The sequence below is a fragment of the Hyphomonas sp. UBA4505 genome (genome assembly GCF_002388685.1).
Lineage (GTDB): Bacteria > Pseudomonadota > Alphaproteobacteria > Caulobacterales > Hyphomonadaceae > Hyphomonas.
Genome location: NZ_DGMZ01000005.1, coordinates 40,562 through 65,718 on the forward strand (window position 1 = coordinate 40,562; position 25,157 = coordinate 65,718).

Annotated in this window: 22 protein-coding genes; 14 read left to right on the forward strand and 8 right to left on the reverse strand. The window is 59.0% G+C overall.

What is annotated here, in order from left to right; all coding sequences use genetic code 11:
• Window positions 1-7: 7 nt before the first annotated feature.
• The 6 genes from B3527_RS03460 (at window position 8) to B3527_RS03485 (ending at window position 8,150) form a co-directional block, all read left to right on the forward strand.
• Window positions 8-436, forward strand: a complete 429-nt coding sequence (locus B3527_RS03460; protein ID WP_290478544.1) for an MAPEG family protein — start codon at window positions 8-10, stop codon at window positions 434-436.
• A 60-nt stretch (window positions 437-496) separates the two neighbouring features.
• Complete coding sequence (gene prfA / locus B3527_RS03465; RefSeq protein ID WP_290478543.1) at window positions 497-1,570, forward strand: peptide chain release factor 1; 1,074 nt, start codon at window positions 497-499, stop codon at window positions 1,568-1,570.
• A 28-nt stretch (window positions 1,571-1,598) separates the two neighbouring features.
• Window positions 1,599-2,432 carry a peptide chain release factor N(5)-glutamine methyltransferase gene (gene prmC / locus B3527_RS03470; protein ID WP_256434987.1) on the forward strand — a complete coding sequence of 278 codons (834 nt, stop codon included), beginning with the start codon at window positions 1,599-1,601 and terminating at the stop codon, window positions 2,430-2,432.
• Between the two features lie 196 nt (window positions 2,433-2,628).
• Complete coding sequence (locus B3527_RS03475) at window positions 2,629-3,312, forward strand: DUF4167 domain-containing protein (RefSeq protein WP_290478542.1); 684 nt, start codon at window positions 2,629-2,631, stop codon at window positions 3,310-3,312.
• Between the two features lie 196 nt (window positions 3,313-3,508).
• The gene (gene clpB, locus B3527_RS03480) at window positions 3,509-6,130 is read left to right on the forward strand and encodes an ATP-dependent chaperone ClpB (protein WP_290478541.1); all 2,622 of its coding nucleotides are present in this window, start codon (window positions 3,509-3,511) and stop codon (window positions 6,128-6,130) included.
• Window positions 6,131-6,185: 55 nt separating this feature from the next.
• Window positions 6,186-8,150 carry an alpha/beta hydrolase family protein gene (locus B3527_RS03485; protein WP_290478540.1) on the forward strand — a complete coding sequence of 655 codons (1,965 nt, stop codon included), beginning with the start codon at window positions 6,186-6,188 and terminating at the stop codon, window positions 8,148-8,150.
• A gap of 42 nt (window positions 8,151-8,192) precedes the next feature.
• Here B3527_RS03485 and B3527_RS03490 read toward each other — a convergent pair whose 3' ends face one another.
• Entirely contained in the window at window positions 8,193-9,575 is a 1,383-nt protein-coding gene (locus B3527_RS03490; protein ID WP_206992442.1) for a M23 family metallopeptidase, read from the reverse strand.
• Window positions 9,576-9,754: 179 nt separating this feature from the next.
• Here B3527_RS03490 and B3527_RS03495 point away from each other — a divergent pair, with 179 nt between their 5' ends.
• The 8 genes from B3527_RS03495 to mnmA all read left to right on the forward strand — a co-directional run bounded on the left by B3527_RS03495 (window position 9,755) and on the right by mnmA (window position 17,384).
• Window positions 9,755-13,090 carry an intermembrane phospholipid transport protein YdbH family protein gene (locus B3527_RS03495; protein WP_290478539.1) on the forward strand — a complete coding sequence of 1,112 codons (3,336 nt, stop codon included), beginning with the start codon at window positions 9,755-9,757 and terminating at the stop codon, window positions 13,088-13,090.
• A gap of 76 nt (window positions 13,091-13,166) precedes the next feature.
• Window positions 13,167-13,358 carry a YnbE family lipoprotein gene (locus tag B3527_RS03500; protein ID WP_051607597.1) on the forward strand — a complete coding sequence of 64 codons (192 nt, stop codon included), beginning with the start codon at window positions 13,167-13,169 and terminating at the stop codon, window positions 13,356-13,358.
• A 22-nt stretch (window positions 13,359-13,380) separates the two neighbouring features.
• Window positions 13,381-13,731 carry a YdbL family protein gene (locus tag B3527_RS03505; RefSeq protein WP_290478538.1) on the forward strand — a complete coding sequence of 117 codons (351 nt, stop codon included), beginning with the start codon at window positions 13,381-13,383 and terminating at the stop codon, window positions 13,729-13,731.
• 36 nt (window positions 13,732-13,767) lie between these two features.
• Complete coding sequence (locus tag B3527_RS03510; RefSeq protein ID WP_051607596.1) at window positions 13,768-14,028, forward strand: hypothetical protein; 261 nt, start codon at window positions 13,768-13,770, stop codon at window positions 14,026-14,028.
• A gap of 82 nt (window positions 14,029-14,110) precedes the next feature.
• On the forward strand, window positions 14,111-14,752 hold the full coding sequence (locus tag B3527_RS03515) for a histidine phosphotransferase family protein (RefSeq protein WP_206992444.1): 642 nt from the start codon (window positions 14,111-14,113) through the stop codon (window positions 14,750-14,752).
• A gap of 87 nt (window positions 14,753-14,839) precedes the next feature.
• Window positions 14,840-15,205 (forward strand): response regulator, encoded by a 366-nt coding sequence (locus B3527_RS03520; RefSeq protein ID WP_034812625.1) that lies wholly within the window; start codon window positions 14,840-14,842, stop codon window positions 15,203-15,205.
• A 68-nt stretch (window positions 15,206-15,273) separates the two neighbouring features.
• On the forward strand, window positions 15,274-16,116 hold the full coding sequence (locus B3527_RS03525; protein WP_206992445.1) for a CheR family methyltransferase: 843 nt from the start codon (window positions 15,274-15,276) through the stop codon (window positions 16,114-16,116).
• Between the two features lie 83 nt (window positions 16,117-16,199).
• Window positions 16,200-17,384, forward strand: coding sequence for a tRNA 2-thiouridine(34) synthase MnmA (gene mnmA / locus B3527_RS03530; RefSeq protein ID WP_290478537.1), 1,185 nt, complete (start codon window positions 16,200-16,202; stop codon window positions 17,382-17,384).
• Here the strand turns inward: mnmA and B3527_RS03535 are convergent.
• From B3527_RS03535 to B3527_RS03565, 7 genes are all read right to left on the reverse strand, one after another.
• On the reverse strand, window positions 17,381-18,223 hold the full coding sequence (locus tag B3527_RS03535) for a DMT family transporter (RefSeq protein WP_290478536.1): 843 nt from the start codon (window positions 18,221-18,223) through the stop codon (window positions 17,381-17,383). The two genes, mnmA and B3527_RS03535, sit on opposite strands and share 4 nt — an antisense overlap.
• A gap of 31 nt (window positions 18,224-18,254) precedes the next feature.
• On the reverse strand, window positions 18,255-19,334 hold the full coding sequence (locus tag B3527_RS03540; RefSeq protein ID WP_290478535.1) for a mitochondrial fission ELM1 family protein: 1,080 nt from the start codon (window positions 19,332-19,334) through the stop codon (window positions 18,255-18,257).
• A complete protein-coding gene (greA, locus tag B3527_RS03545; RefSeq protein WP_034812620.1) occupies window positions 19,335-19,808 on the reverse strand; it encodes a transcription elongation factor GreA in 474 nt (157 codons plus the stop codon). It lies immediately after the preceding gene.
• Between the two features lie 67 nt (window positions 19,809-19,875).
• Complete coding sequence (carB, locus tag B3527_RS03550) at window positions 19,876-23,148, reverse strand: carbamoyl-phosphate synthase large subunit (protein ID WP_290478534.1); 3,273 nt, start codon at window positions 23,146-23,148, stop codon at window positions 19,876-19,878.
• 126 nt (window positions 23,149-23,274) lie between these two features.
• Window positions 23,275-23,886, reverse strand: coding sequence for a nuclear transport factor 2 family protein (locus B3527_RS16890; RefSeq protein ID WP_290481952.1), 612 nt, complete (start codon window positions 23,884-23,886; stop codon window positions 23,275-23,277).
• Between the two features lie 20 nt (window positions 23,887-23,906).
• The gene (locus tag B3527_RS03560) at window positions 23,907-24,245 is read right to left on the reverse strand and encodes a YMGG-like glycine zipper-containing protein (protein WP_206992451.1); all 339 of its coding nucleotides are present in this window, start codon (window positions 24,243-24,245) and stop codon (window positions 23,907-23,909) included.
• 100 nt (window positions 24,246-24,345) lie between these two features.
• Complete coding sequence (locus tag B3527_RS03565) at window positions 24,346-25,080, reverse strand: MBL fold metallo-hydrolase (RefSeq protein ID WP_290478532.1); 735 nt, start codon at window positions 25,078-25,080, stop codon at window positions 24,346-24,348.
• Window positions 25,081-25,157: the final 77 nt, after the last annotated feature.

A 25,157-nucleotide genomic window follows, 5' to 3' on the forward strand; every position in this document is an offset into this window, starting at 1 on the left:
GGCCAAAATGCCAATCAATGTCGAATTTCTCCATCCTGTTCTTGCGCTTATCGTATGGACGCTGATCCTCTGGTTGTGGATGTACGCGACGCGTATCCCCGCCATGCAGAAGGCTCATATAAACCCGGACGACGCCCGTCATCCAGGCACCTATGGCGATAAACTGCCGGCGAATGTCCGGTCTGTGGCGGACAATTACAATCACCTCCATGAACAGCCGACCATTTTCTATGCCCTGATGTTCTTTGCGGCCTTGACCGGTGGTGGGGACCATCTCGCGACGCTGATTGCCTGGATTTATGTCGGCCTGCGCGTTCTGCATTCCTTCGTCCAGATCCTGTCGCCGAAAGTGGTTTTGCGGTTTACGTGTTTCGCGCTCGCCTCGATCACGCTGATCGTGCTGGCCGGTAAGGAAGTGATCCGCATCCTCCTCTGACTTAGGCAATCACAGCCGAAGGGACTTATCAGGTGGCCAAAAGCGCTCTAAAGGGCGCGGATGGCTACTCTTTCCCTTTCCCGGCTCCAGCAGGTTGTTGATCGTTTCGAACAGGTCGAAGCGCGCATGGGCGCGACGACCGAAACCGACGAGATCATCGCCCTGTCCAAGGAGCATTCCGAACTGAAACCCGTGGTCGACAAGGCGCGGGAAGTGATGACAGCGCGCAAGGGCCTGGAGGAGGCGCAGGCACTGGCATCCTCTGGCGATGCCGAAATGGCTGAACTGGCTCAGATGGAAATCGAGGACATCAAGGAACGCCTGCCGGACCTGGAGCAGGAGATGCAGGTCCTGCTATTGCCGAAGGATGTCGATGACGCGGCCAATATCGTGCTGGAGGTTCGTGCCGGAACGGGCGGAGACGAGGCCGCCCTGTTCGCAGGCGACCTCTACCGCATGTACACACGCTACGCGCAGACGATGGGATGGAAAGTTGAAGTGGTCGACGCGTCCGAAGGCGATGCCGGCGGCTATAAGGAAATCGTCGCCAATATTGCTGGCGACGGCGTGTTCGGTCACATGAAGTGGGAAAGCGGTGTGCACCGCGTCCAGCGTGTGCCAGCGACCGAAACGCAGGGACGCATTCATACGTCGGCCGCGACTGTGGCTGTTTTGCCAGCGCCCGAGAATGTCGAGATCGAAGTCAAACCCGAAGACATCCGTATCGACACAATGCGGTCTTCCGGTGCGGGCGGCCAGCACGTCAATACAACGGACTCCGCGGTGCGTATCACCCATCTTGCGACCGGTATCATGGTGACGAGTTCGGAAAAGTCCCAACACGTGAACCGCGAGAAGGCGATGGAACAGCTGAAGATTCGCCTCTACGAGAAAGAGCGCTCCGAGCGCGATGCTGAACGCGCCGAGGCGCGCGCCAGCCAGATCGGCACGGGCGACCGCAGCCAGAAGGTGCGGACCTATAATTACCCGGAAAACCGGGTCACGGATCACCGTATTGGCCTGACACTGTATTCGCTCGACAAGATCATCACGGGCGACAAGCTGAACGATGTTGTCGAAGCGCTGATTACGGAAGACCGGGCGCGCAAGCTGGCCGCGATGGAGGCGAACTAAGCTGCCTGCGAAGACATATGACACTTTACTGGCAGAAGGCGCGGCGCAGTTGCGCAAAGCCGGCATTGATACATCGCGGCTTGAAGCGCGGTGGTTGCTGGCCCATGCGGCTGGCTGTCAGTCCTCAGACCTTATAGCGCGAGGGGGAGGCAATGTTTCAGATGAAATCAATTCTGCATATTCCAACAGTATTTTGCGCCGCGCCGCCCGCGAGCCTCTGCAACACATCATTGGCTCGACGGAGTTTTTCGGTCTTGAATTCCTGAGCGATGGGCGCGCATTGATTCCACGCCCGGACAGCGAAATTTTGGTTGAGGCGGCCCTTGCGCGCATCCCTGACAATGCACCTGTCTTCATTGCTGATCTTGGAACGGGGAGTGGGTGCCTGTTGTCCGCAATCCTCGCAAATCGACCGCTGGCGACCGGGGAGGGCGTGGAGGCAAGCCAGGATGCAGCGGAACTGGCGGAGGAAAACCTGTCCCGGCTTGGCCTTTCGGATCGCGCATCGATCCATAACGGCCCATGGTCCGATTGGCAGAAATGGGGTGCAGCGGACCTGATCATTTCCAATCCGCCCTATATTGTCAGCGCGGAAATGGCAGGCCTCATGCCTGAAGTTCGTGACCATGATCCGGCGGCAGCGCTTGATGGCGGCCCGGATGGCCTGAATGCCTATCGGGAAATCGTTGGCCTTGCAGCGGGTCGGATGAAGCCCGGCGGCTGGCTCGTATTCGAGATCGGGTATGACCAGAGACTATCCGTCGGCGCCTTGCTGGAAACGGCCGGATTTGAAGCCATCACCTGTCTGAAGGATCTAGGCGGAAATGACCGGGCCATTGCCGCGCAACACCCTGTTGTGTAATACTTACATTTCTTCTTGGCGTATTGGGAAAGTCACGCTAGAAGATTCTCGTGAGACGGCGACCACACACGGTGTAATTGCATGTCCCCCTCACAAGACTCGCGCAAATCAAGGGCTGGGGCCACTTTATCCAGAAGGCCAATTGCGCTGGGAATTGCCTGAAAACTGATCAGGCGCATGAAACGGGAAGATCTGCATGAAACGTTCACGCGGGCGCAATCGTCGCTCAGGCGGTAACAACCAGAACAGCCACAACAATCCGAATCGTCACTATGAAAGCGTCGGTCCGGATGTGAAGATTCGTGGCTCTGCACAGCAGGTTCTGGACAAATACCAACAATATGCCCGTGACGCCCAGACCAGCGGCGACCGGATCCTGTCCGAGGCGTATTACCAGTTTGCCGAACACTATCAGCGCATCGTGGCCAAGCAGGCGGAAGCGAAAGAACGCTCCCAGCAGAATCGCAATCAGAATCGCGACAATCGCCGCGATGATCGCGATAGCAATGACAACAATGACAACAGCAATGCCGATGACGACAATTCGTCCAGGCAGGAAGCCGAAGTCGAATCGCGCAACAAGAACCGCAACGAGGATGACCGTTCCGATCAGGACTCTGACTCATCCAGCGATGCGAAATCCAACCAGGACGACGCGTCAGAAAATTCAGACAAGTCCGATGATGGCGATGACAAGGCTGAAAAGCCCCGTCCGCGCAGTCGCCGCAAGCCTTACGCCAAGCGCGAAAAGGCCGATGATGCGCCAGAAGCTGAAACCGATGGAGTGCTGAAAACCGTCTCCCGTGGTCGCCGTAAAGCTGCGCCGAAGGGGGATGATGGTGCCCAGCCCGAAGAGGCTTCCGCCGAAACCACCGACTGATTGCAAGTCGTCAAACCGATTTGAAGAGCCCGGCTGCATCTTGCAGGCCGGGCTTTTTCTTGCGCGTATCGTGACGGTGCGGGCGGTTGCAAACCCATCAAGGCTTCCCACATCAGGAAAGAACCGGATACCGGCTGCCGCTGAGCGGGGCCATTGTCCACCAACTTCCATGATCTGCCTTTCAAAGGGGATGTAGATGAATATTGAACAATACACAGAGCGCGCTCGCGCGATCATTCAGGGTGCACAGACCGCTGCCTTGGCAAATGGCCATCAGGTTCTGACGCCTGCCCATGTCCTGAAGACCATGCTGGAAGACCGCGACCAACTCGCGGTGAACCTGATCCGTGCAAGCGGGGGTCGTCCGGAACTGGTTGCGCAAGGCATCGACACGGCGCTTGGCAAACTGCCCAAGGTGCAAGGCGCAAGCTCTGGCCTACGTCTCGAGCAGGCAGGGGCCCAGCTGTTCCAGACTGCCGAAGCGGACGCAAAGAAAGCTGGCGACAGTTTTGTCACCGTTGAACGCCTGTTGCTGGCAATCGCCAGTCTGAAGGGTGATCCGGCTTCTGACGTGCTGGCCAATGCGGGCGTGACCTCGTCTGGCCTCGAAGGCGCCATTGCCGAACTCCGTCAGGGTCGCACTGCTGACAGTGAAAATGCCGAAGAAGGCTATGAAGCCCTGAAAAAATACGCCCGCGACCTGACCAAGGATGCGCGGGAAGGCAAGCTCGACCCGGTTATCGGGCGCGACGAAGAAATCCGCCGTGCGATCCAGGTCCTGTCTCGCCGGTCGAAGAACAACCCTGTCCTGATTGGTGAGCCCGGTGTGGGTAAAACGGCAATCGCCGAAGGACTCGCGCTGCGCATTGTTAATGGCGACGTACCAGAAAGCCTGAAAGGCAAACGCCTGCTTGCGCTCGACATGGGCGCACTGATTGCGGGGGCAAAGTTCCGCGGTGAATTCGAGGAACGCCTGAAGGCCGTGCTGAATGAAGTTCAGCAGGCGGAAGGGGGCGTTGTCCTGTTCATTGACGAGATGCACACGCTGGTTGGTGCGGGCAAGGGTGATGGCGCAATGGACGCCTCAAACCTCCTCAAGCCTGCCTTGGCGCGTGGCGAACTGCACTGTATCGGTGCGACGACTTTGGACGAGTATCGCAAACATGTTGAAGGTGACCCCGCCCTCGCACGACGGTTCATGGCCGTTTTCGTGGATGAGCCAACCGTTGCCGATACAATCTCGATTCTCCGTGGCCTGAAGGGTCGCTACGAGGCGCACCATGGTATCCGCGTGTCGGACGCCGCGATTGTTTCTGCCGCCAATTTGTCGAACCGGTATATCACTGACCGGTTCCTGCCGGACAAGGCCATCGACCTTATGGACGAAGCCTCTGCGCGTTTGCGCATGCAGGTCGATTCCAAGCCCGAAGAACTCGACGAGATCGATCGCCGCCTCCTGCAATTGCGGATCGAGGCCGAGGCTCTGAAGAAAGAAAAGGATGCTGCTTCGGTGGATCGCCTCAAGACAATCGAGAGCGAGATTACGGATCTGCAGACAAAGTCTGATGAGCTGACGGCGACATGGTCCGCCGAGAAGAACAAGTTGAAGGGCGCTGCCTCCGCGAAAGAACAGCTCGACCGGGCCTATGCCGACATGGCGGAAGCCCAGCGCCAAGGCGACCTGACCAAGGCGTCTGAGTTGAAGTTCGCGACAATCCCGCAGCTGGAAAAGCTCATTGCGGAAGTCGAAGGCAGCGAGGATGATCAGGGAGACGGTGGACTCGTCTCCGAAGTCGTCCGCCCAGAGCATATTGCTGCCGTGGTCTCGAAGTGGACAGGCATTCCCGTCGACAAGATGATGGAGGGCGAGCGCGAGAAGCTGCTCAAGATGGAAGACGATTTGCGCAAGCGGGTCGTGGGTCAGGATGCTGCGCTGGAGGCCGTCTCCAATGCTGTTCGCCGTGCACGCGCTGGCTTGCAGGATCCGAACCGTCCCATTGGCTCTTTCCTGTTCGTCGGTCCGACGGGCGTCGGCAAGACCGAGCTGACCAAGGCACTGGCCGAGTTCATGTTTGACGATGATACCGCGATCCTTCGGCTCGACATGTCGGAATTTTCCGAGAAGCATTCCGTCGCCCGTTTGATTGGAGCGCCTCCGGGCTATGTCGGTTATGATGAAGGGGGTGTGCTGACGGAGTCAGTGCGGCGCAGGCCCTACCAGGTGATCTTGTTCGATGAGGTCGAGAAAGCCCATCCGGACCTTTTCAATACGTTGTTGCAGGTCCTCGATGATGGGCGCCTGACCGATGGTCAGGGCCGTACGGTCGACTTCAAGAACACGATCATCATCATGACGTCGAACCTCGGCGCAGACGCGCTGGCGAGCGGCGAAGAGGGAGAGGTGTCGGAGGCAGCCAAAGAGTCCGTCATGGGCGCTATCCGCACGCATTTCCGACCCGAATTCATCAACCGGATCGACGAGATCGTCTTCTTCAAGCGGCTGGGCCGCGGCGAGATCGACCATATTGTCGATATCCAGATGGAGCGCCTGGAAGCGCTGCTGAAGGATCGGAAGATGACGCTGCAGTTGAGCCTCGATGCTCGCAACTGGCTGGCCGCGCGGGGCTATGACCCGGTCTATGGGGCAAGGCCACTCAAGCGTGTCATCCAGAAGGAATTGCAAGATCCTCTGGCCCGCCTCCTGCTGGAAGGCCGCATCCATGATGGCGAGACCATCGAGATTGGGGTCGAAGGCGACCAGCTGTCCATCAATGGCGTCCCGAACGGGTTCGCCAAAGGTGCTGCAGCCCTGAACTAAAGGTTGATCGACCGAGAATTTTATGATGGCCTTTCTGTCACTCAGGGAGGTCATCTTGCATTTGAAAATGATATTGACCGCGCTCGCGGTGACACTGGCGGCCGCGTGCCAGACTGCGCGCGCGGACATGAACGAGATCGCGGAACTCTATGGTCGTGCGGACGGAATTGCTGAGCCGCAGCTTTCTCCTCAAGGCACGAAACTGGCCATTGAATGCGCCCCGCAGGGCTTGCCGTCGCTGTGTGTGTTCGACCTGACCGGGGCCACGGAGTCTGCTCTGATCGGCCTCGACTCCACGTATCGCCTGAAAGATTTTTTCTGGGTAGATGAAGCGCGCCTGATCTTTCGTTTCGGTATGTTCGAGCGCCTGCAGACTCAGAGCGGAATGCAGGAATTCGAGGCGTGGCGGGCCGTTTCGTATGATGTGAACTCTGGCGAATCCACCGTACTCATGAACGACACGCGGGGCATGGTGGACACGTCGAACATCGTGTCTCTGCTGCCCCAGGATGAGGGCAAGGTCCTGATCATGGGATGGATTTACGATAGTGGTGCGACTTCGGGTACGATCATGCCGACGAAATCCAACAAGGGCTGGATGCCCCGTACATTTGCGGTCAATCTGAAGAACGGAAAGACCCGGAAAGCTGAAACGTTCCCCAAACACACAGATCAGGTCGTTTTCGACCAGTATGGTCGAGAGGTTGCCCGTTTGCGTCGCGACATCAATCTCGGGACGTCGACCGTTTATCGCGGGCGGGATGAAATCTACTTCGAAGATGATGTGAATGTTCGTAATCTGCGCCTGATCGCGCTCGAAGAAAGCGTTGGAGACCTGATCGTCTGGATCGACAGGGGTGAGAACCGCGGCCTGAATTACATGTCGCTGCGCGACGGATCGATGTCTCCCGTCATGATCGGAGACAAGCGGGCCGGGGCCGCCGCGACGATCATCGATCCCTATACGGGCACATTGGTTGGGGTCGAATATGGTGGGGAATGGGATGAGCAGGTTTTCCTCGTGCCGGAACTGGATGCTGCGCAGTCCGCCATCGAGGCGGCCATGCCGGGCAAGCATGTTACGATCACTTCCTGGACGGCCGACCGCAAGAAAGTCTCTGTCGCCCTGGCGGAGGCCGGGCGGCCGGCAGACTATTTCGTCTATGACTCTGCCGCCGGCACGATGGGGAGCATCGGCAGCGCCGGATCACATCTGGTGAACCGCCCTGTTGGAAATGTCGTTTCGATTTCGTATGAGGCCCGCGATGGCCGCACCATTCAGGGTTTCGTCACCTTGCCGCCCGGCAAGACGTCGGATAATGGCCCGTTTCCGCTGGTCGTCCTGCCGCATGGCGGCCCGGTGGCCCATGACACGGCCGAGTTCGACTGGTGGTCCGGCGCCTATGCCGAGGCAGGCTATGCCGTATTGCGCCCGAACTATCGCGGCTCGACCGGTTCGACTTCGGAGCATCGCTTCGCCGGATATGGCGAGTATGGCGGCAAGATGGTCGACGACGTGATCGACGGTGCGGCATGGGCCATCGCGCAGGGCATTGCCAAGCCGGACGGTTATTGCATCGCTGGCGGCAGCTATGGCGGTTATTCGGCCCTGATGGTGGCCGCGCGGGATTCCGGACGGGTGAAATGTGCTATCTCGGTGAACGGAGTGACGGATCCGATCCTGCGCCTGTCGGAATACACACCCGACAGCGATGCTTACAATCACTATGAATTGATGCTCGGGTCAGGCCGGTTTTCAGACGATGCCAGCCGCGCGGCCATCATGCCGGTCCGTCAGGCCGGGGCAATGTCGGCGCCGATCCTGATCATGCATGGCCGCGAAGACACGCGCGTGCCCTTCCGGCAGTTCACGCGGATGCGCGAAGCTACCGGAAACCGCCCGAACTTCACCTTTGTGGAGATGGAAGGCGAGGATCATTTCCTGCAGTCCACGTACGCACGTTCGGATGTGTTGAATCGGACGCTTACATTTCTGGAGGCGCATCACCCAGTGCAATAGCCGCAGGATACGCGGAGCCTCGGGAGCTCCGCGACATTCCTTTTACGGAGAGGGTGGATTGGTCAGCGAGCCGGTGCCTGCCATGAGCTGGGCGCCCTGGGCTGTGCGGATCGCGTCGATCTCGGCCTTGCGGGCTTCGAATTCGGCAAGCATGTCCGGCGTCTCAGCCAGCTTGCGGCCGGTCGGCAGTTTCAGGCGCATCGCGTTGACTGGCTTGCCCTTGATGTAGACTTCGTAGTGCAGGTGCGGTCCGGTTGAGGCACCGGTCGAGCCGACATAGCCAATCACGTCGCCTTGGCGGACCCGCTTGCCAGCGCGCACGCCTGGTCCGTAGCGGGACATGTGGGCGTAGGCGGTCTTGTAATTATTGGCGTGCTTGATGCGGACATAATTGCCATAGCCGCCATAGCGGCTGGCGCGCTCGACCGTGCCATTGCCCGCTGCATAGATCGGCGTGCCGGACGGTGCGGCGAAATCAGTGCCCTTGTGCAGGCGCGTATAGCCAGAGATCGGATGGCGCCGATTGCCGAAGGAGGATGACAGACGCGCGCCATTGATCGGAGTCTTCATCAGGAATTTCGTGGCGCTTTCGCCATTCTCGTCGAAATAGTCAGCTACGCCGTCATCGCTGGGTGTGAAGCGATAGAAGCCGCGTGTCAGGGCCCGGCCATTCAGCTTGGCGAACACCAGATCGCCATTCTTGACCGGTGTGCCACGTTCATCGACCTGGGTCTCGTAGACCATTTCGAAGGTATCGCCCGGATGGATCTCGCGCTGGAAATCCACGTCATAGGCAAACGCGCTGGCAAAATCGACAACCTGCTGGTCGCCGGCGCCCAGCTTGCGGGCGGCTTCATAGATGGAGGTTTCAATTGGGGCTGCAACGCGGTGATAAGTTGGGCTGAGGCGGGCTTTCAGCTCGCTGGCTGTCCAGCCGCTCTCGGCTGAGCGCGTGATGAAAAGATTGCGTTCGGCGTCCGCCTTGATGTTGAGCGCGGTCAATTGACCATTGGTAATGAAGGCGTCGGCCTTGACCCCGGGGCGAAGGCGCCGCGGATCGAGGAATTCCTTCTCGTAAATCGTGTGCAGCGCAGCGGCAGCATCGGATGGCTCGGCCCCAAGGCGCGTAACGAGTTCCGTCAGCGTTTCGCGGCTTTTCAGCGTGCCGCTTACGCGGTTTGGAATGCCAAGGCCGGGCTCGAATTCGGTTGCAGACAAGAGTGTTGTGGCGAGGGGCGGCGGGGCCGGCGATGCATGGGCGGCGCCCATTCCGACCGGCTCATTGGATGGACCGACCGTTACAAGGCCCAGAATGGCCGAAACCGATCCCAACAGACCCAATACGACCAGACTCTTCACGCCATGCGAGACCGTTCGGCCCGGCTCGGCAGTGTTCGTTTCGACTGTTTTCACGTCATGCACCATGGCGCGATCTCCCTCACTCCAGTGCCACCCAGCACCTCTGTCTCTCAAGACTGTGAATGTCAGAAGGACCTTTTATACCGTTTACACGTTAAGAAACGACATTCTTGCTCAATTTGGCCTTCTTGCTTTCCTACAAATCCTAGTAGCCAATCAAAGCAAGAAGCAAGCCGGAACCGTCAGTGAATACGCCACATTACAAAGATTTAGAGGTTGAAGGCTCGAAGGCGGGCACGCGCCGCCTGAATTGGGGGCGTTGGCTGCTGGTCGCGATCCTGACCCTGATCCTGCTTTTTGGTGCACTCGGCTGGCTCGGTCGCAAATACATCGCCCAACAGGCATTGGCGCAGTGGTGCCATGACCAGTTCCTGACTTGCGAGGCCGATTTCAAGCGCCTTGGGCCTGGTGGCGCGGTGATTACCGGGGTGCGCATCAAATCCGGCGACGAGACGCCCTTCGTGGCAGACGAAGTAACTGCAGACATATCCTGGAAGGGGCTGGTGCCGTCTCTCGGTGCCGTATCGGTTATTGCGCCGGAATTGCACGGCACGTTGGATGATCGTGGTATTCGCTTTCATGGGCTTGAAAATCTGGGCGGGTCTGGCGGGGACAGTGGCAGTCCGCTGCCTCCAGTGAAGATTACCAAGGGCCGCGTCTTGCTGGCCACAAGCGCCGGCGACATCGGGGCATCGGTCGATCTGGAAGGCGAATTTCCCGAATCCGGCACATTGCAGATGGTACTCGACCCGGTGTCCCTGTCCGGTCCGGACGGCACGCTGGTCTGGTCGGAGGGGCGAGTCGATGTCACTGCCAGCGACGGCCAGCTGGAAGGCGAGGCTTTTCTGGATCTTGCCGAGGCCGATATACGCGGCGTTCAGGCGCGAAACGTTCAACTCGACGGGTTGCTGAATTCCCCCCTCGACGGAGCCGGTGACACACAAATTGTCTGGGACGGACATGTCGCCAGCGCCTCCTGGAGCGGATATGAAATTTCTAATGCATCGAGTAGGGGGCGTGCCATTTTGGATCGTCTGCCATCCTTTGAGATCGACTCGATTTTGAATGCGCTGGTTGAGGCCTCTGCCGAGACAGATGCGTCGAAAGTTTCCGGCAGCGCATTTGCCGGTCGCGACATGCAATTGGAGTTCGATCTTGCGGGCGAAGCGGGGCACGTCATCGGCCCTGTACTGGCTTCTGCAAGCGACCTGGACGTTCCTCAGGGCCGCACGCAACGTGCGTCGGTCCGGGCAAACTTGGACAGGACGGTCGCGGACGGCATCGGCTTCAAGGCCGATGTATCGACGTCCGGGACATCGTTGACTGCCGCGACATCTGACCAGTTGCTCGACTTGGTCAATCTGCCCGACATGTTCGCGGCCCATGAAGCTAGTCTTACGAGCGCGCTGCGTCGAGCGCTAACGGCCTTCAATGCGTCGGTTACGGTCGAGGCTCAGCACAAGGCGGACGGATGGGCCATTTCGGCGGATGGGCCGGCGCAGCTCAACGCACAATCAGGGCTGGCGGCAGACATCTTGCCTGGCGCTAACGGAAAATGGCTCTCTTCGATGGGCCGTGATCGATCGGTAGCAGGTCAGCTCTCTTTGAAAGGCGGCGGTTTGCCAGCCCTTACGGCAGACCTTCAGGTCCAGATGTCCGAAATGGGCCTGTCGCATTTCAACGCGACGGATCTGAAACTGTCCTCCTGGTCGGCAGGTGGCAGGACTCTCTCAGCCGATCTGAAACGGATTGACTATCAACGCGTCGGCGAAGGGGAGATGGCGCTTGAGACATCTGGCAAGATCGGCGTCGCGGGTAATGTGTCCGGCTTTGATCTCGACTCTTCCAGCCTGTCCGGTCAGTTGCTGGTGTCGTCCGACAAGGCGGGGTGGCGGATATCCACTCCGGATCGGTCCTGCCTGTCACTGGACAGCCAGGGCTTGCGGTTCGGATCGGTCAGCCTCGGCGCTTTCCGCACGCCGATATGCCCGGAAGGGAAAGACTTCATCTCGCCGGGGGCCGGATTTGCTGGGGCCACAAAACTCGGAGACTTGGTGGTTCCGGTCGCTTTCTCATCGAATGCCGGGACGGTCAGCTTCACAAATGCACAGATTGACTGGACGGGCGGAAAGACTGCGAGCGTCTCGGCGGTGTCAGACTCTGTCTCATTGGCCCTTGGCATCGGTGAGGAGACGCTCAGCATTGATGGCGACCGACTGAGGCTAGGCATTGCCACCCGTCTGAACGCCGCGCCCGCTCTGTCGGCGCGACTGGGGGCAACCAAGTTCAACGGAACGCTTGTGCCCGCCAATGTCAGCTCCAGTGATTTCCGCTTCGAAGGCACAACGGGCGAGGGTGGTGTGAAGGGGAGTATGAGCGCCGACGGTGTGATTATCCGCGACTATCGCGATGACCCCCTCTACCAGCCGCTCACAGCAGACCTGGACGCAACTCTGAGCGGTGCCGATTTCAGCATGTCCGGGCCTTTGCGGCTTGCGTCAAACGGCATCACCGTTGCGGACACACTGCTTCGCCTCGACGTGACGAAGCTGAGTGGCATGGCGGCGCTGGAGAGCCGTGACCTGCAATTCGAGCCCGGTGCCCTGCAGCCTTGGCGCCTGTCAGACCGTTTGCGGGGCGTTTTCACGGATGCGCGCGGCGGTCTTGCTGCGGCGGCGCGGTTTGACATTGTTGGAGGCAAGATCGAAGGGACAGGGGAAGTCTCGGTTTCCGAATTCGGTTTTCAGACGACACGGCTTGGCCGGGTGCAGGGGGTCAACGGCACCGTCGCCTTTCGCGAATTGCTGGCCCTGACCACCGAGCCAGGACAGACCATCCTCGTCGAGCGTCTCAACCCCGGCGTACCGCTGGAGAATGGCCAAATCACTTTTCAGCTGGTCGAGGGTACGCAGTTCAAAGTCGAGTCGGCTGCATTCCCCTTCGCCGGGGGGACACTGGCATTGCCGCCCTTTGTCTGGTCGCTTGGCGGCGAGCAACAGAACATTGAAGTTACGGCAGAAGCAATCGAACTCGCGAAACTGGTCGAGGTTTTGAAACTGCCCGACACACGAGCGACCGGCACTGTGTCCGGCAGCTTTCCAATCGACATTGACGGCACAGATATTCTGGTCCGCGATGCTCGGTTGAGAGCCGATGCGGATGGGGGCTATATCTCCTATCTGGGCACGGCTGCGGACTCTGCTGGCGCAGCAGACGAAAACGCAAAAATGGCCTTTGAAGCGCTGAAGGATTTCGATTTCACGGTCCTTGAGCTTGGCCTTGACGGCAACGTCCGCGACCGGATGACCATTTCTCTCATTCTGGAGGGTAAGAGCCGGAAGGGGATCGCGTATGGTGACGGAAATCAGGTGCTGACGGGGCAACCCTTCCTGTTCAACATCACGGTTAACTCGGCACTCGGCGAACTCTTGCGCAACACTCAATACTATACGAGCCAGAAGGGGCTGACCGACGCCGTTGTCGAGCAGGTGAAAGCAAAACGACTGGATGAATCTGAATAGGACACAACCGCCAACTTCATTGACGTTAAGGTGGCGTGTGTCATGTTCCCCATTGAACCCTGAGGAGCGAATCCTGATGAATTATTCCAAAGCCTTGCTGGCTGGCGCGGGCATTGCGGCACTGGTCGCCTGCACGCCGACCGTCCGCATCGAACCGTCCGACAAGCCGATCAAGATCGACTTGAATGTCAATATTACCCAGGAAGTCCGCGTGATCCTCGACAAGGAAGTCGAAGACCTGATCGCGGACAATCCAGACTTGTTCTAAACTCGCGAAATCTGGAGACGAGATGATGAAATCCCTTCGCACTTTTTTCGCTGCCCTGGCCTTGGCCTTCGGCCTTGCCGCGATGTCGCCAGCCGCCTTTGCGGGTGATCCCGCCATTGATGCTGCCATTGAGGCGGGTGAGGTCGGCGAACGCATTGACGGTCGCCTTGGCGTTATCGGGTCGGCTGACCCGTCGCTCATTCGCAAGGTTCAGGAGATCAACAACAAGCGCGCCGCCAAATATGCGGAAGTCGCTACTGAAACCGGCACGACGGTCGCTGAAGTCGCCCGCATCACCGGCGAAAAGCAGATTTCCAAACTGAGCCCTGGCCAATGGTACATGGATGCCAGCGGCAGCTGGAAGCAGAAATAGCTTGTTTCCAGCGCCGTCAGGCGTAGGTGATCAGACATGTCACGCAAGCTGATCTTCTGGATTGTAGCCAGTTTCGTGCTCCTGGGGCTGATGCTCTGGGGCATTTCGCTGTTCTGGGAAAGCAATGCTGACGGGCTCTCAGGGCATGGCTGGATCGCCTATGTCCTGGGCGGCGTCATGACGCTTGGTCTGTCAATTGGCCTGTTTCTGCTCACCTTCCACAGTGCGCGCCACGGCTATGACGATATCGACCGTCCGGAAGATGCAACTGAGCAGAATGTTGAATATCGCCAATAGTTCATACAGCCTTGATTGACACGCCGGGCGGCTCACACAATCCTGCGCAAAATCTGAACTCTAGAACGGGGCTCCACTACCCATGATCGATCCTGCACGCCTATCCGCGTACATCGCATCACGCATCTGCCACGACCTTGTTTCGCCCGTATCTTCGGTCACGAATGCGCTCGATCTGTTGAACGATCCGGGTGACATGGAAATGAAGGCGCAGGCCCAGGACCTGCTGCATGATGGAGCCGAGAAGGCGGGCGCTCGGATTCAGTTTCTGCGCTACGCCTTTGGGTCGATCGGCTTGAATGCGGGCGCGGCCGACATTCATGAAGCGCGCAAGATCACCGAGAACTTCGTGGCCAGCCACCGGCCGAGTATCGAATTCGATATCCAGACCGACCATTTGAGCTTCTCGCATGTTCGGATGATGATGAACCTCGTAATGATGGGCATTGACTGTCTGCCGCGCGGCGGCGTGATTCATGTGCGCATTCGCAATGAGCAAGTGGGCCTGACGATCACTCTGACCTGCAAGGGCAATCGGGCGCGCCTGCGCCCTGACATCGCCAATGGTATCAAGGGAATCGAACCAGAGGATGGCTGGCGTCCGGAAACCATTCAGCCCTTGTTCTCGAAGATCATCTGTGACGGTCTCGGCGGCGAGTTGACCGCCAGCGAAAGCGAAGAGACGGTCATCATCATGGCGGCGGGCATTCGCGCAGAGGGATAGTGCTGGCCCGAAATTTACACTTTGGCAGGACTTTCTTAACCGGGGTCGGCCAGATTCGAGTCCGAACCGCTGCGCACAGGATACATCATGAAAACCTGTCTGATCGTTGATGACTCCCGCGTTGTCCGGAAAGTGGCGGCGCGCATTGTGCGCGACCTGAAGTTTGACGTGCTGGAAGCCGGCGATGGGGCAGACGCCATGCGCCAGTGTCGCCAGAAAATGCCCGATGCCATCCTGCTTGACTGGAATATGCCAGTCATGAACGGCTTGGACTTCCTGCGGGCCTTGCGCCGCGAAGAAGGCGGCAAACATCCGCTTGTCGTGTTCTGCTCCATTGAGAATGATGCTGAACACATAAATGAAGCGTTGAGTTCAGGCGCTGACGAGTTCATCATGAAGCCATTCGACGCCGATATTCTGGAAAGCAAATTTGCGGAAGTCGGCCTGGTCTGAAGCATTTCTTAATAAACCGAGCCCTATGGGTAAGGTTTATGGGCAGAATGTCCGATTCGGAGTGTTAGATGCAGGAAGAGGTCTTCAACGAGTTGGCTGAGCTGGCGCTGAAAGGCTCCGGTCAGGCGATTCCGAAATCCAAATCCTATCTGATTGAAGCCCGGCTTGCGGCAATCGCCCGCCGCGAGGGCTTTGGCACTATGGCGGATCTCGTCCACTGCCTGAAATCGCGCGCCAATCCGGTCTTCGCGGCCGAAGTCGCATCCGCGTTGGTGTCCAAGGACACCTGCTTCTTCCGGGACCGCGACGCCCTAAAGCGTGTTGTCGACGACGTACTGCCGAAACGGCTGAAGGCGTCCAATACGGGCCGTCTGAAAGTCTGGTGCGCCGGCGGCAGCACGGGCCAGGAAGCCTATTCCCTGGCGATCCTGCTGGAAGACGAATTGCCTGCCAGCCTGCGCGGCGCAAAGATCGATATTCTTTCGACTGATATCTGCAAGGTCTCCACCGAGACCGCTCGCGTGGCGCGCTATGGGCACTACGAGGTTCAGAAGGGGCTGTCGATCCACCGACTCGTCAAGCACTTCACCCGTCTCGAAACCGGCCAGTGGGAAGCGTCTGAAGCCTTGCGTTCGCGCGTGAGCTTTCGCCAGCACAATCTGCTCGAGCGGGCAGACGGGCTCGGAAACTTCGATGTTATCCTCTGTCGGAATGTATTGTCCGGAATGGCGCGCGCGTCCCGTACCAAAGTGATTGAAAGCGTCTCGAAACAAATGATGCCCGGCGGCATGATTCTGCTCGGTGGTGGCGAAAGTGTCATCGGCCTGACCGACAAGCTGGAGCCGGCTCGCCACTTCCGGGGCGGTTGGGTTGCTGCTGGAACGGCCAACGCTGAAGCATCTGCAGCCTGACCCCCTCGCAATTTGGCGCGTCTCGCGCTATATGCGCCCATTCCTGAAACTGCTCCGGGCCTTTAACCCGGTTGGAGTGAGACATGACTTATGAATTGCCGCCGGCCTGGGATGGCCGTGTGAACTCTCTTGGATTTGCCAAACCGCCCGCGGAAACGCGCGTCGTCGCTGCCATGTCGGGCGGAGTCGACAGCTCTGTCGTGGCCGCCATGCTGAAGGCGCAGGGCTACGACGTGATTGGCATCACGCTACAGCTTTACGATCATGGCGCTGCCATCGAGAAGAAGGGCGCCTGCTGCGCCGGGCAAGACATCCATGATGCCCGCAACGTATCCGACCAGATCGGCATTCCGCACTATGTACTCGACTACGAGTCTAAGTTCCGCGAGCAGGTGATGGAAGACTTCGCCGATACCTATCTGGCCGGTTCGACACCGATTCCGTGCATTCGCTGTAACCAGACGGTCAAGTTTTCGGACCTGTTGAAAACCGCCCGTGATCTCGGGGCAGATTGTCTTGCCACAGGGCATTACATCCGCCGCACGGATGGTGACGATGGGCCGGAGCTTCACCGTGCCGCGGATGCGAGCCGTGATCAGTCTTACTTCCTGTTCGCAACGACGGCAGAGCAGCTGGACTATCTGCGCTTTCCGCTCGGCGACCTGCCGAAGACGCAGGTGCGCGAACTGGCTGATCAGTTCAATCTGCCGGTGGCTTCCAAGCCGGACAGTCAGGACATCTGTTTCGTGCCGGAAGGCTCCTATGCCACGGTTGTGGAAAAGTTGCGTCCGGGTGCCGGACGGGGCGGAGACATTGAACATCTTGATGGTCGCGTGCTCGGTCAGCACAATGGCGTGATCCACTACACGATCGGCCAGCGCCGGGGGCTTGGGGTTGCGACGGGTGACCCGCTCTATGTGGTCAAGATCGACGCGCCCAACCGCCGGGTCATTGTTGGCCCGCGTGAAGCCTTGATGACGTCCGGCCTGTTGCTGGAAGAACTCAATTGGCTGGGCGAAGGATCGCTCCAGGCGGCTGCTGATGCAGGGATGCCCGTGCTCGTCCGTGTGCGGTCCACGCGGCCGCCCGTGCCGGCCCGTTTGGGGTGGAGTGATGGCGTTCCCGTGATCTGGTTCGATAATCCGGAAGAGGGTGTCGCGCGTGGCCAGGCCGCCGTGCTCTACGACGCAGAAGGCAGCACGCGTATTCTGGGCGGCGGCTTTATTCTGAAGCCGATCCCGGCCGATGAGCGGGTTGTTGCTGCCTAGCGGGGCTTTCGGGCGCCGGTCACTGACAGCCCGATACCACCGAGTACAATCAGCGCAGCAATTGCAAAGCGTAGTGTCAGATCCTCGCCGAGCATCGCGATGCCGCCAAGCGCGGCGAGGATCGGGACGCTGAGTTGTGCGATGGCCGCGGTGGCTGAGGTGATACGGGGCAGGATAGCGTACCAGAGTGCATAACCGAGCCCAGACCTAACAATGCCTGACAGGCAGGCCAGCAAGACGCCTACTGGGGTCAACTCTGGCCCGATGGCGAAGAGACCTAGCAGGCTGAGCGGAGCTGCCAGCGCGAAGTTTGCTGCGGTATCCTCGGTGGCATTTTGTGCACCGCGACCGAGGAGTGAATAGATTCCCCAACCGAGCGCCGCGATGCCCATCAACGCCGCGCCCACTGGGTCGACCGGAGCGGCGTCAGTCGGCCAAAGAAACCAAGCCAGGCCACCTGCCGCCACGAGTGCACCGATCCATTTCAGGGCCGGGACGTGCTCTCTGGCCAGCAGGGCGCCAGCGAACATGGTGATTTGCACACCGCCGAACAGGACCAGCGCCCCGACGCCCGTATCGAGCGACAAGTACGCAAACGAGAAACCGAGCATGTAAGCGAGCAAGGCGGCGACGCTGACCCCCCGCTTTGTAGACAAGAGAGCCGGACGTGTCGAAGACTGTGCGAGCACGATCAGGCCGAGAATGATCGCGCCGCTGAACAGGCGGATCACTGCGAAGCTTGCTGGATCAATCAGGTCGCCCGCGAGTGCCAGCCGGTTGAGCACCGAATTGGCAGCGAAGGCGAGCATGGCGAGCAGGGTGAGTGCGAACAGCTTCATGCTGCACCGCTCCGCCACTGTCGACAAAGTATCATTCCATCCAGTCCGGCGGCGCGACTTTCGACCCATCGCCGCCCATGTCTGGCTGGGGGTGGCGCTCCAGAAGCTTCTCGACGATTGCATCTGCAACGCGGTCTGCCTCACGCAATGCTGGATAGCTCCATGTTTCCAATGTGCCCCCGAACCAGCGAGCGGCGCCATGATCGATCAGGCTCTGGTGCAAGCTGTCGAATTTCTTGGAGCGACCTTCCAGACGCGCGATGTGGATTGGCAGATCATGCCAGGCCGCATCGGACAGCATGTTGGCGCTGTCCTCTGTCACGATGGCGCAATCGGAAAAGACCAACCATGCAAGATAGGGATTGTCGCCATCTTCGGGGCCGGCCCAGAATCGAGCTCCGACTTCATCCGCCATCGAACGGAACCTGGATACAATCGGCACAGGCGTGCGGCGCGATGTTGTAATCCGCAGACGCCAGCCTTGCCCCGCCAGGATGCGAAGCTGGGATTCAAGACGCTCGGCAGCAGCATCGGTAAATGTATGTGTGCGGGAGTTCCCCCCCAGAATGACGATCGCGCTCTTGTTGCGCTCGTCGGCCAGATCGGCAAAGGATTGGCCCGCATCTTCGATCAGGTCAGGGGCAAAATAGGATGGCGAACCGATCGTCTGAATGACATTCGGGCCGTTTGTCTCGTCATGCGCCGGTGTGACCAGAAGGTCGAAGTTTTCTGAGGGAATCCTTGGGTCGAGGATTTGGACGGTCAGCGTTTTTCCGCCGGACAGTTCCCGCACGGCACGAGTCAGGGCAGCTGAACGACGGCCCGCAGCAATCCAGATCGTTGGCCATGGCGGGGTTAGCAGGTCGCGCTGATTCTTCGGCAGTGAAGCCAGGGGAGACGGCCATTTGTCCGCAGGCAACAGGGTCCACGGCAAGCGTGGGCTCAGCGTCAGAGGTTCGGAGCGGTGCGATTCACCATTAATGTGAGCAATCTGAATCCATCGCCGCGTATCACCCAGTGCCTGCAGCACTGCGCGAACCTGAGCAGCATTGCCTGCGCGGCCGTCCGAGACCGCCCAGACGGATGGTCCGAGCGACCCCGCCTCTGCCATTTACAGGTACTCGACCTTGGCAACTTCGTAAGCGCGTGCTCCGGACGGGGCGGCCACTTCGGCTTCGTCGCCTTCTTCCTTGCCGATCATTGCACGAGCAATTGGCGAGGTGACGGAGATCTTGCCGTCCTTCACATTGGCTTCGTCTTCGCCAACGATCTTGTACGTGCTCTCTTCTTCCGTATCGACATCAATCAGAGTCACAGTCGCGCCAAAGCGCACCTTGCTGCCACCCAGCTTGGAGACGTCGATCACGTCCGCGCGGGCAAGCTTGTCATCGATCTCGGCGATGCGGCCTTCGATGAAGCTCTGCTTCTCCTTGGCAGCGTGATATTCAGCGTTTTCGGACAGATCACCATGCGCACGCGCTTCCGCGATCGCCGCGATAATATTCGGGCGCTCAATGGATTTCAGCGTCTTAAGTTCTGACTGAAGCGCAGCATGGCCTTCAGCGGTCATGGGAATGCGTTCCATCTGTGTCACCTCTATTGTTGGCGGCAAAATCGTTGTCTTAATTGGTAATGGCGTCAAGTGGGGCTGATCAGGCCGATTGCAAGGCGCGCACCGAGATTTCCCGGTCTTTCATACTCTCAATGGCCTGCACCGAGGCAATCGAGGAGGCCAGAGTTGTGAAATACGGTATCTTGCGGTTTACGGCAGTCCGGCGAATGGATGCGGAATCTGCAAGCGATGCTGCACCTTCGGTCGTGTTGAAAACCAATTGCACGTTGCCATTGATCATGGCGTCCAGAATGTGCGGCTGGCCTTCGAGAACCTTGTTGATCCGGCTCACTTTCAGGCCTTCAGCCTCCAGAAAGGCAGCTGTTCCGGCGGTGGCGAGGATCGAGAATCCGAACTCCGTAAGCTTTCGAATCGCCGGAACGATGGCCTTCTTGTCGGAATCTCGCAGAGACACGAATACCGTTCCTGAGTCTGGAAGATGGACCCCGACGCCAAGCTGACTTTTCAGAAAGGCCATGCCGAAATCATCATCCCAGCCCATGACTTCGCCGGTCGACCGCATCTCCGGGCCGAGTTGCGGGTCCACACCGGGGAAGCGGGCGAATGGGAACACCGCCTCTTTCACCGCCACGCGCCGAGGATTGGCCTGGGTCAGGTCGAATTCTGTCAGGCTCATGCCCGCCATTACCTTGGCCGCAATTCCGGCAATCGGGGCACCAACGGCTTTTGCAACGAATGGTACGGTCCGACTGGCGCGGGGATTGGCTTCCAGCACATAGATTTCGTCATCCTTGACGGCGAACTGAATATTGATCAGGCCGCGTACTTTCAATGCGCGGGCAAGGGCAATCGTTTGCTCGGCGAGGCGCCCCTGAAGTGCAGGCGAAAGCGTATAGGGCGGCAGGGCACAGGCGGAATCGCCCGAATGCACACCTGCTTCTTCGATATGTTCCATGATGCCGGCGACGTGCACATTCTTGCCATCGCACAGCGCGTCCACATCCACCTCGATCGCATCGGACAAATATCGGTCAATGAATAGCGACGCATCGCCGGAATCCTTGGCGACGCTCAGGGCTTCGGCAGCAAATTTGCGCAGGTCTTCATCATTGCGGGCGATTTCCATGGCCCGGCCGCCCAGCACGAAGGAGGGTCGCAGCATGACCGGATACCCGATCTCGTTGGCTTTGACTTCGGCTTCTTCGACAGAGCGGGCCGTGCGGGACGGTGCTTGCTGGATGCCAAGATCGTCGAGCAGGGCTGCAAATTGCTCACGGTCTTCGGCGAGGTCGATGGAGGCCGGGCTGGTGCCAAGAATTGGCACGTTTTCCTGGTCAAGCGTGTTGGCGAGTTTCAGTGGCGTTTGGCCGCCGAATTGTACGATCACTCCGTTCAGCGTGCCGGCCGATTGCTCTTTGTGGATAATCTCCAGAACATGTTCTTCCGTCAACGGCTCAAAATAGAGCCGGTCAGATGTATCATAGTCCGTGGACACCGTTTCCGGATTGCAATTGACCATGATGGACTCGATGCCGATGTCATCCATCGCGAATGCGGCATGACAGCAGCAATAGTCAAACTCGATGCCCTGACCGATCCGGTTGGGGCCGCCCCCAAGGATGATCGCCTTGTTGCGATCTGATGGCAGCGCTTCGCATTCAGCTTCGTCGGCGCCGAATACGGGCTGTTCATAGGTGGAGTAAAGGTAGGGGGTCTTCGCGGCAAACTCGGCTGCGCATGTATCGATACGTTTGTAGACCGGGCGCACGCCGAGGCCGTGGCGTGCATTGCGGATTTCCGCTTCGCCCTTGCCGGCCAGCTTGCCGAGGCGCTTGTCAGAGAAGCCGAGCATCTTCAGGCGCAGCATGCCTTCATGGTCGTCAGGCAGGCCATCCTTCAGGATGCCAGCTTCAACCTCCATCAGTTCCGCGATCTGGCGCAGGAACCATTTGTCGATAGAGGTGATTTGATGAACTTCGTCCACGGATAGACCCTGACGCAGGGCTTGCGCCACCACGCGCAAGCGGTCCTGTGTCGGCACGCCAAGCGCCGTGCGCAAATCAGCTTCTGTGTCGAATGCGATATCATCAAGCCCGGACAGGCCGGTCTCCAATGAGCACAGGGCCTTCTGCAGACTTTCCTGGAATGAGCGACCAATCGCCATGGCTTCGCCGACGGATTTCATCGCCGTGGTCAGTACGGGGTCGGCGCCCTTGTACTTCTCGAAGGCAAAGCGCGGTATCTTGGTGACAACATAGTCAATTGTCGGCTCGAACGAGGCAGGGGTGACACCTGTGATGTCATTGTCCAGTTCATCGAGCGTGTATCCCACGGCCAGTTTTGCGGCGATCTTGGCAATCGGGAAACCGGTGGCTTTCGAGGCAAGCGCAGAGGAGCGCGACACACGCGGGTTCATCTCAATCACGACGAGGCGGCCATCCGCGGGGTTGACCGCGAACTGGACGTTAGATCCGCCCGTCTCTACGCCAATCTCGCGGAGCACCGCGATCGAGGCGTTCCGCATGACCTGGTATTCCTTGTCGGTCAGCGTCAGCGCCGGCGCGACCGTGATGGAGTCGCCAGTATGGACGCCCATCGGGTCGATATTCTCGATGGCACAGATAATGATGGCATTGTCCGCTGTGTCGCGGACCACTTCCATCTCGTATTCTTTCCAGCCCAGCAGGCTTTCATCGACCAGGATCTGCGCCATGGGGGAGGCAGCAAGACCGGACCGACAAATTTCTTCATACTCTTCGACATTGTACGCAACGCCGCCACCGGTGCCGCCGAGCGTGAAGGCCGGGCGGATGATGGCGGGCAGGCCAACTTCGTCCAGCGCGGCCATGGCGCGCTTCAGGCCTTCGATCCGATCATACTTGCCGTCTTCACTCTTCGGAGATGCGATGATGGCGGCGCGGGGATTTTCGAGACCGAGCCGATCCATCGCTTCGCGGAACAGCTTGCGGTCTTCGGCCATCTCGATGGCTTCGGCCTTTGCGCCGATCAGCTCCACGCCATGCTTTTCGAGGATGCCGGCATAGTGGAGGTCCAGCGCGCAATTGAGTGCGGTCTGGCCACCCATGGTCGGGAGCAGGGCATCCGGCTTTTCAGCCTCGATAATCTTTTCGACAACTTCCGGCAGGATGGGCTCGATATAGGTTGCGTCAGCGAGCTCTGGATCGGTCATGATCGTTGCCGGGTTCGAATTGACCAGGATCACCCGGTAGCCTTCGCTTTTCAGCGCCTTGATCGCCTGCACACCGGAATAGTCGAATTCGCAAGCCTGCCCGATGATGATCGGACCGGCACCAATAACCAGGATAGAGCGGATATCCGTGCGCTTCGGCATGTTGCTTTTCTCCTACCGGCCAAACGGCTGCTCCATAGCTGGGAGTCGGGGGCGGGGGCAAGACTAAAGGGGTGGGTTTCCGTTATTAGCTGCAATTGACCGTCGCGGGGCGATCAGGCTGCAAGCTCAGAGCGCTCCATTATGGACCGTCGAATGCTCATGAACCAGGTGCCACCCACCTGTGATTTTCTCCCAGATCTGAGAAACTGCCTGCGTCTGGTTCATCACCCCGTCTTCATGAGTGATGCCGCTCAGCTCGGTGAAGAAGTTTGCGGCGGCCATGTCTTGGGTGCGGCGCAAATTGATCGCGGATACGATGCTGATATGCCAGCGCTTGAACGTGTCTTCCAAAACCGGCTGCCAAAGCTGACGATATTGGGCAAGGTTTTGGCTTATCGCGACGTCGCTGCCAAAATCACTAAGCAGGCGGATACACCCAGAGCCTGTGAGGGGTATGGCTTCTCGGTCGGCATGGCCTCGCGGCCAACAGCTGTACCAGGCGCGGATCCTTTCACGGATCGCGCGATCATCTGGCGCAATCCACGGGTCGTCTGAAGCAGTTTTGTTAAGGGGCGTTACCCGTCCCATGAAGTCTCTCCTGTTTAACATAGGTAAAAGGGAAACGCGTTGTCGCGCAGGGCGTTCCGATTTTGGGCGGGGAGAGACCGGGGTGATTTGGCGGCGAAACTGTGCCGCGAAAGAAAAAGCCCCGCATCCATTGGATGCGGGGCTCACCATCACTTTGGTGCCTCGGCTGCTTACCAGCGCGTGCTGTCATTCGGGTAGCGGTCATAGATGTCCGCTCGACCGTCTCGGTCGGTGTCTTTTTCGTCAGCCTGGTCTTTCACGCCCGGCATATCGCAGTCTTCCGACTCCGTGCAGCCCTTTGCTGCGCCAGCAGTGCCGCCCAGAACGGCGCCAATCGCAGCCCCGCGTTGCGCGTCACCATCGCCGACATTATTGCCAATCACAGCACCCGCGGCTGCGCCAGCAGCAGCGCCATAGGCAGCGTTGCGTTCAGTGGTGCCAGTTTGGGTGCAGGCGGCCAGAGCGAAGGCGCTGGCGCCGATAGCGGCGAGTTTCAGATAAGCGGTCATAAGACATTCCTTTCCGTTGTGTACGGGTCAGAAACGTCTCCTTGGTGGCTTGGTTCCGTTGGATTTCCGAGGCTTACGGGATGGTAATACCGTTTGCTTGTCAGCTCCAACGCTTGGCAAGTTTCTGGTCGGTCGACCTTGCATCTTGCTTTGCGGCGCCTTGATATCCGGTAATCGTATCTGCCACGAACGGGTTGGTTTGACGCTCTTGGCCAAAAGTGGACAGCGGACCATGACCCGGCACAAACCGCATTTCATTGCCAAGTGGCCAGAGCTTGCCGGTAATCGAGTCGATCAGTTGCTGATGGTTCCCGCGCGGGAAATCAGTCCGGCCGATGGAGCCCTTGAACAGGACGTCACCAACAAAAGCGAGCGCGCCTTCTTTCTGATAGATCACAACATGGCCCGGCGTATGGCCCGGACAGTGTGCGACGCCGAATTTTGTACCAGACAGCTCCAACTCGTCGCCATCATGAAGATACTTGTCCGGAGTCACATTGCGGCCATCAGTGATGCCGTATTTGGCGCCTTGAGATTCCAGTTCATCCAGCAGCCACTGATCGTCCTCGTGGGGGCCAATGATTGGGCAGCCCGTGCGCTCCGACACTTCGGTGGCCGCGCCGGCATGATCCAGGTGTCCGTGGGTCAGCCAGACGCCGACGATCTTCACACCGAACTGCTCTGCTGCGCCCATCAATTTTTCGACCTCGCCGCCCGGATCGATGAAGACGCCTTCCATTGTGTCTGTGGACCAGATCATCGACGTGTTCTGTTGCAGCGGCGTTACGGGAATGATGCGAATTTCGAGCTTGGGCGGGGGAGCTTGGTCTGTCATGCCTCAGAAATAGCGTCCCGACATGGTTTCGTGAAGGTGCAAGCGTGCTTTCCCTCGCGGTTCTTCTTGGTTTAAAC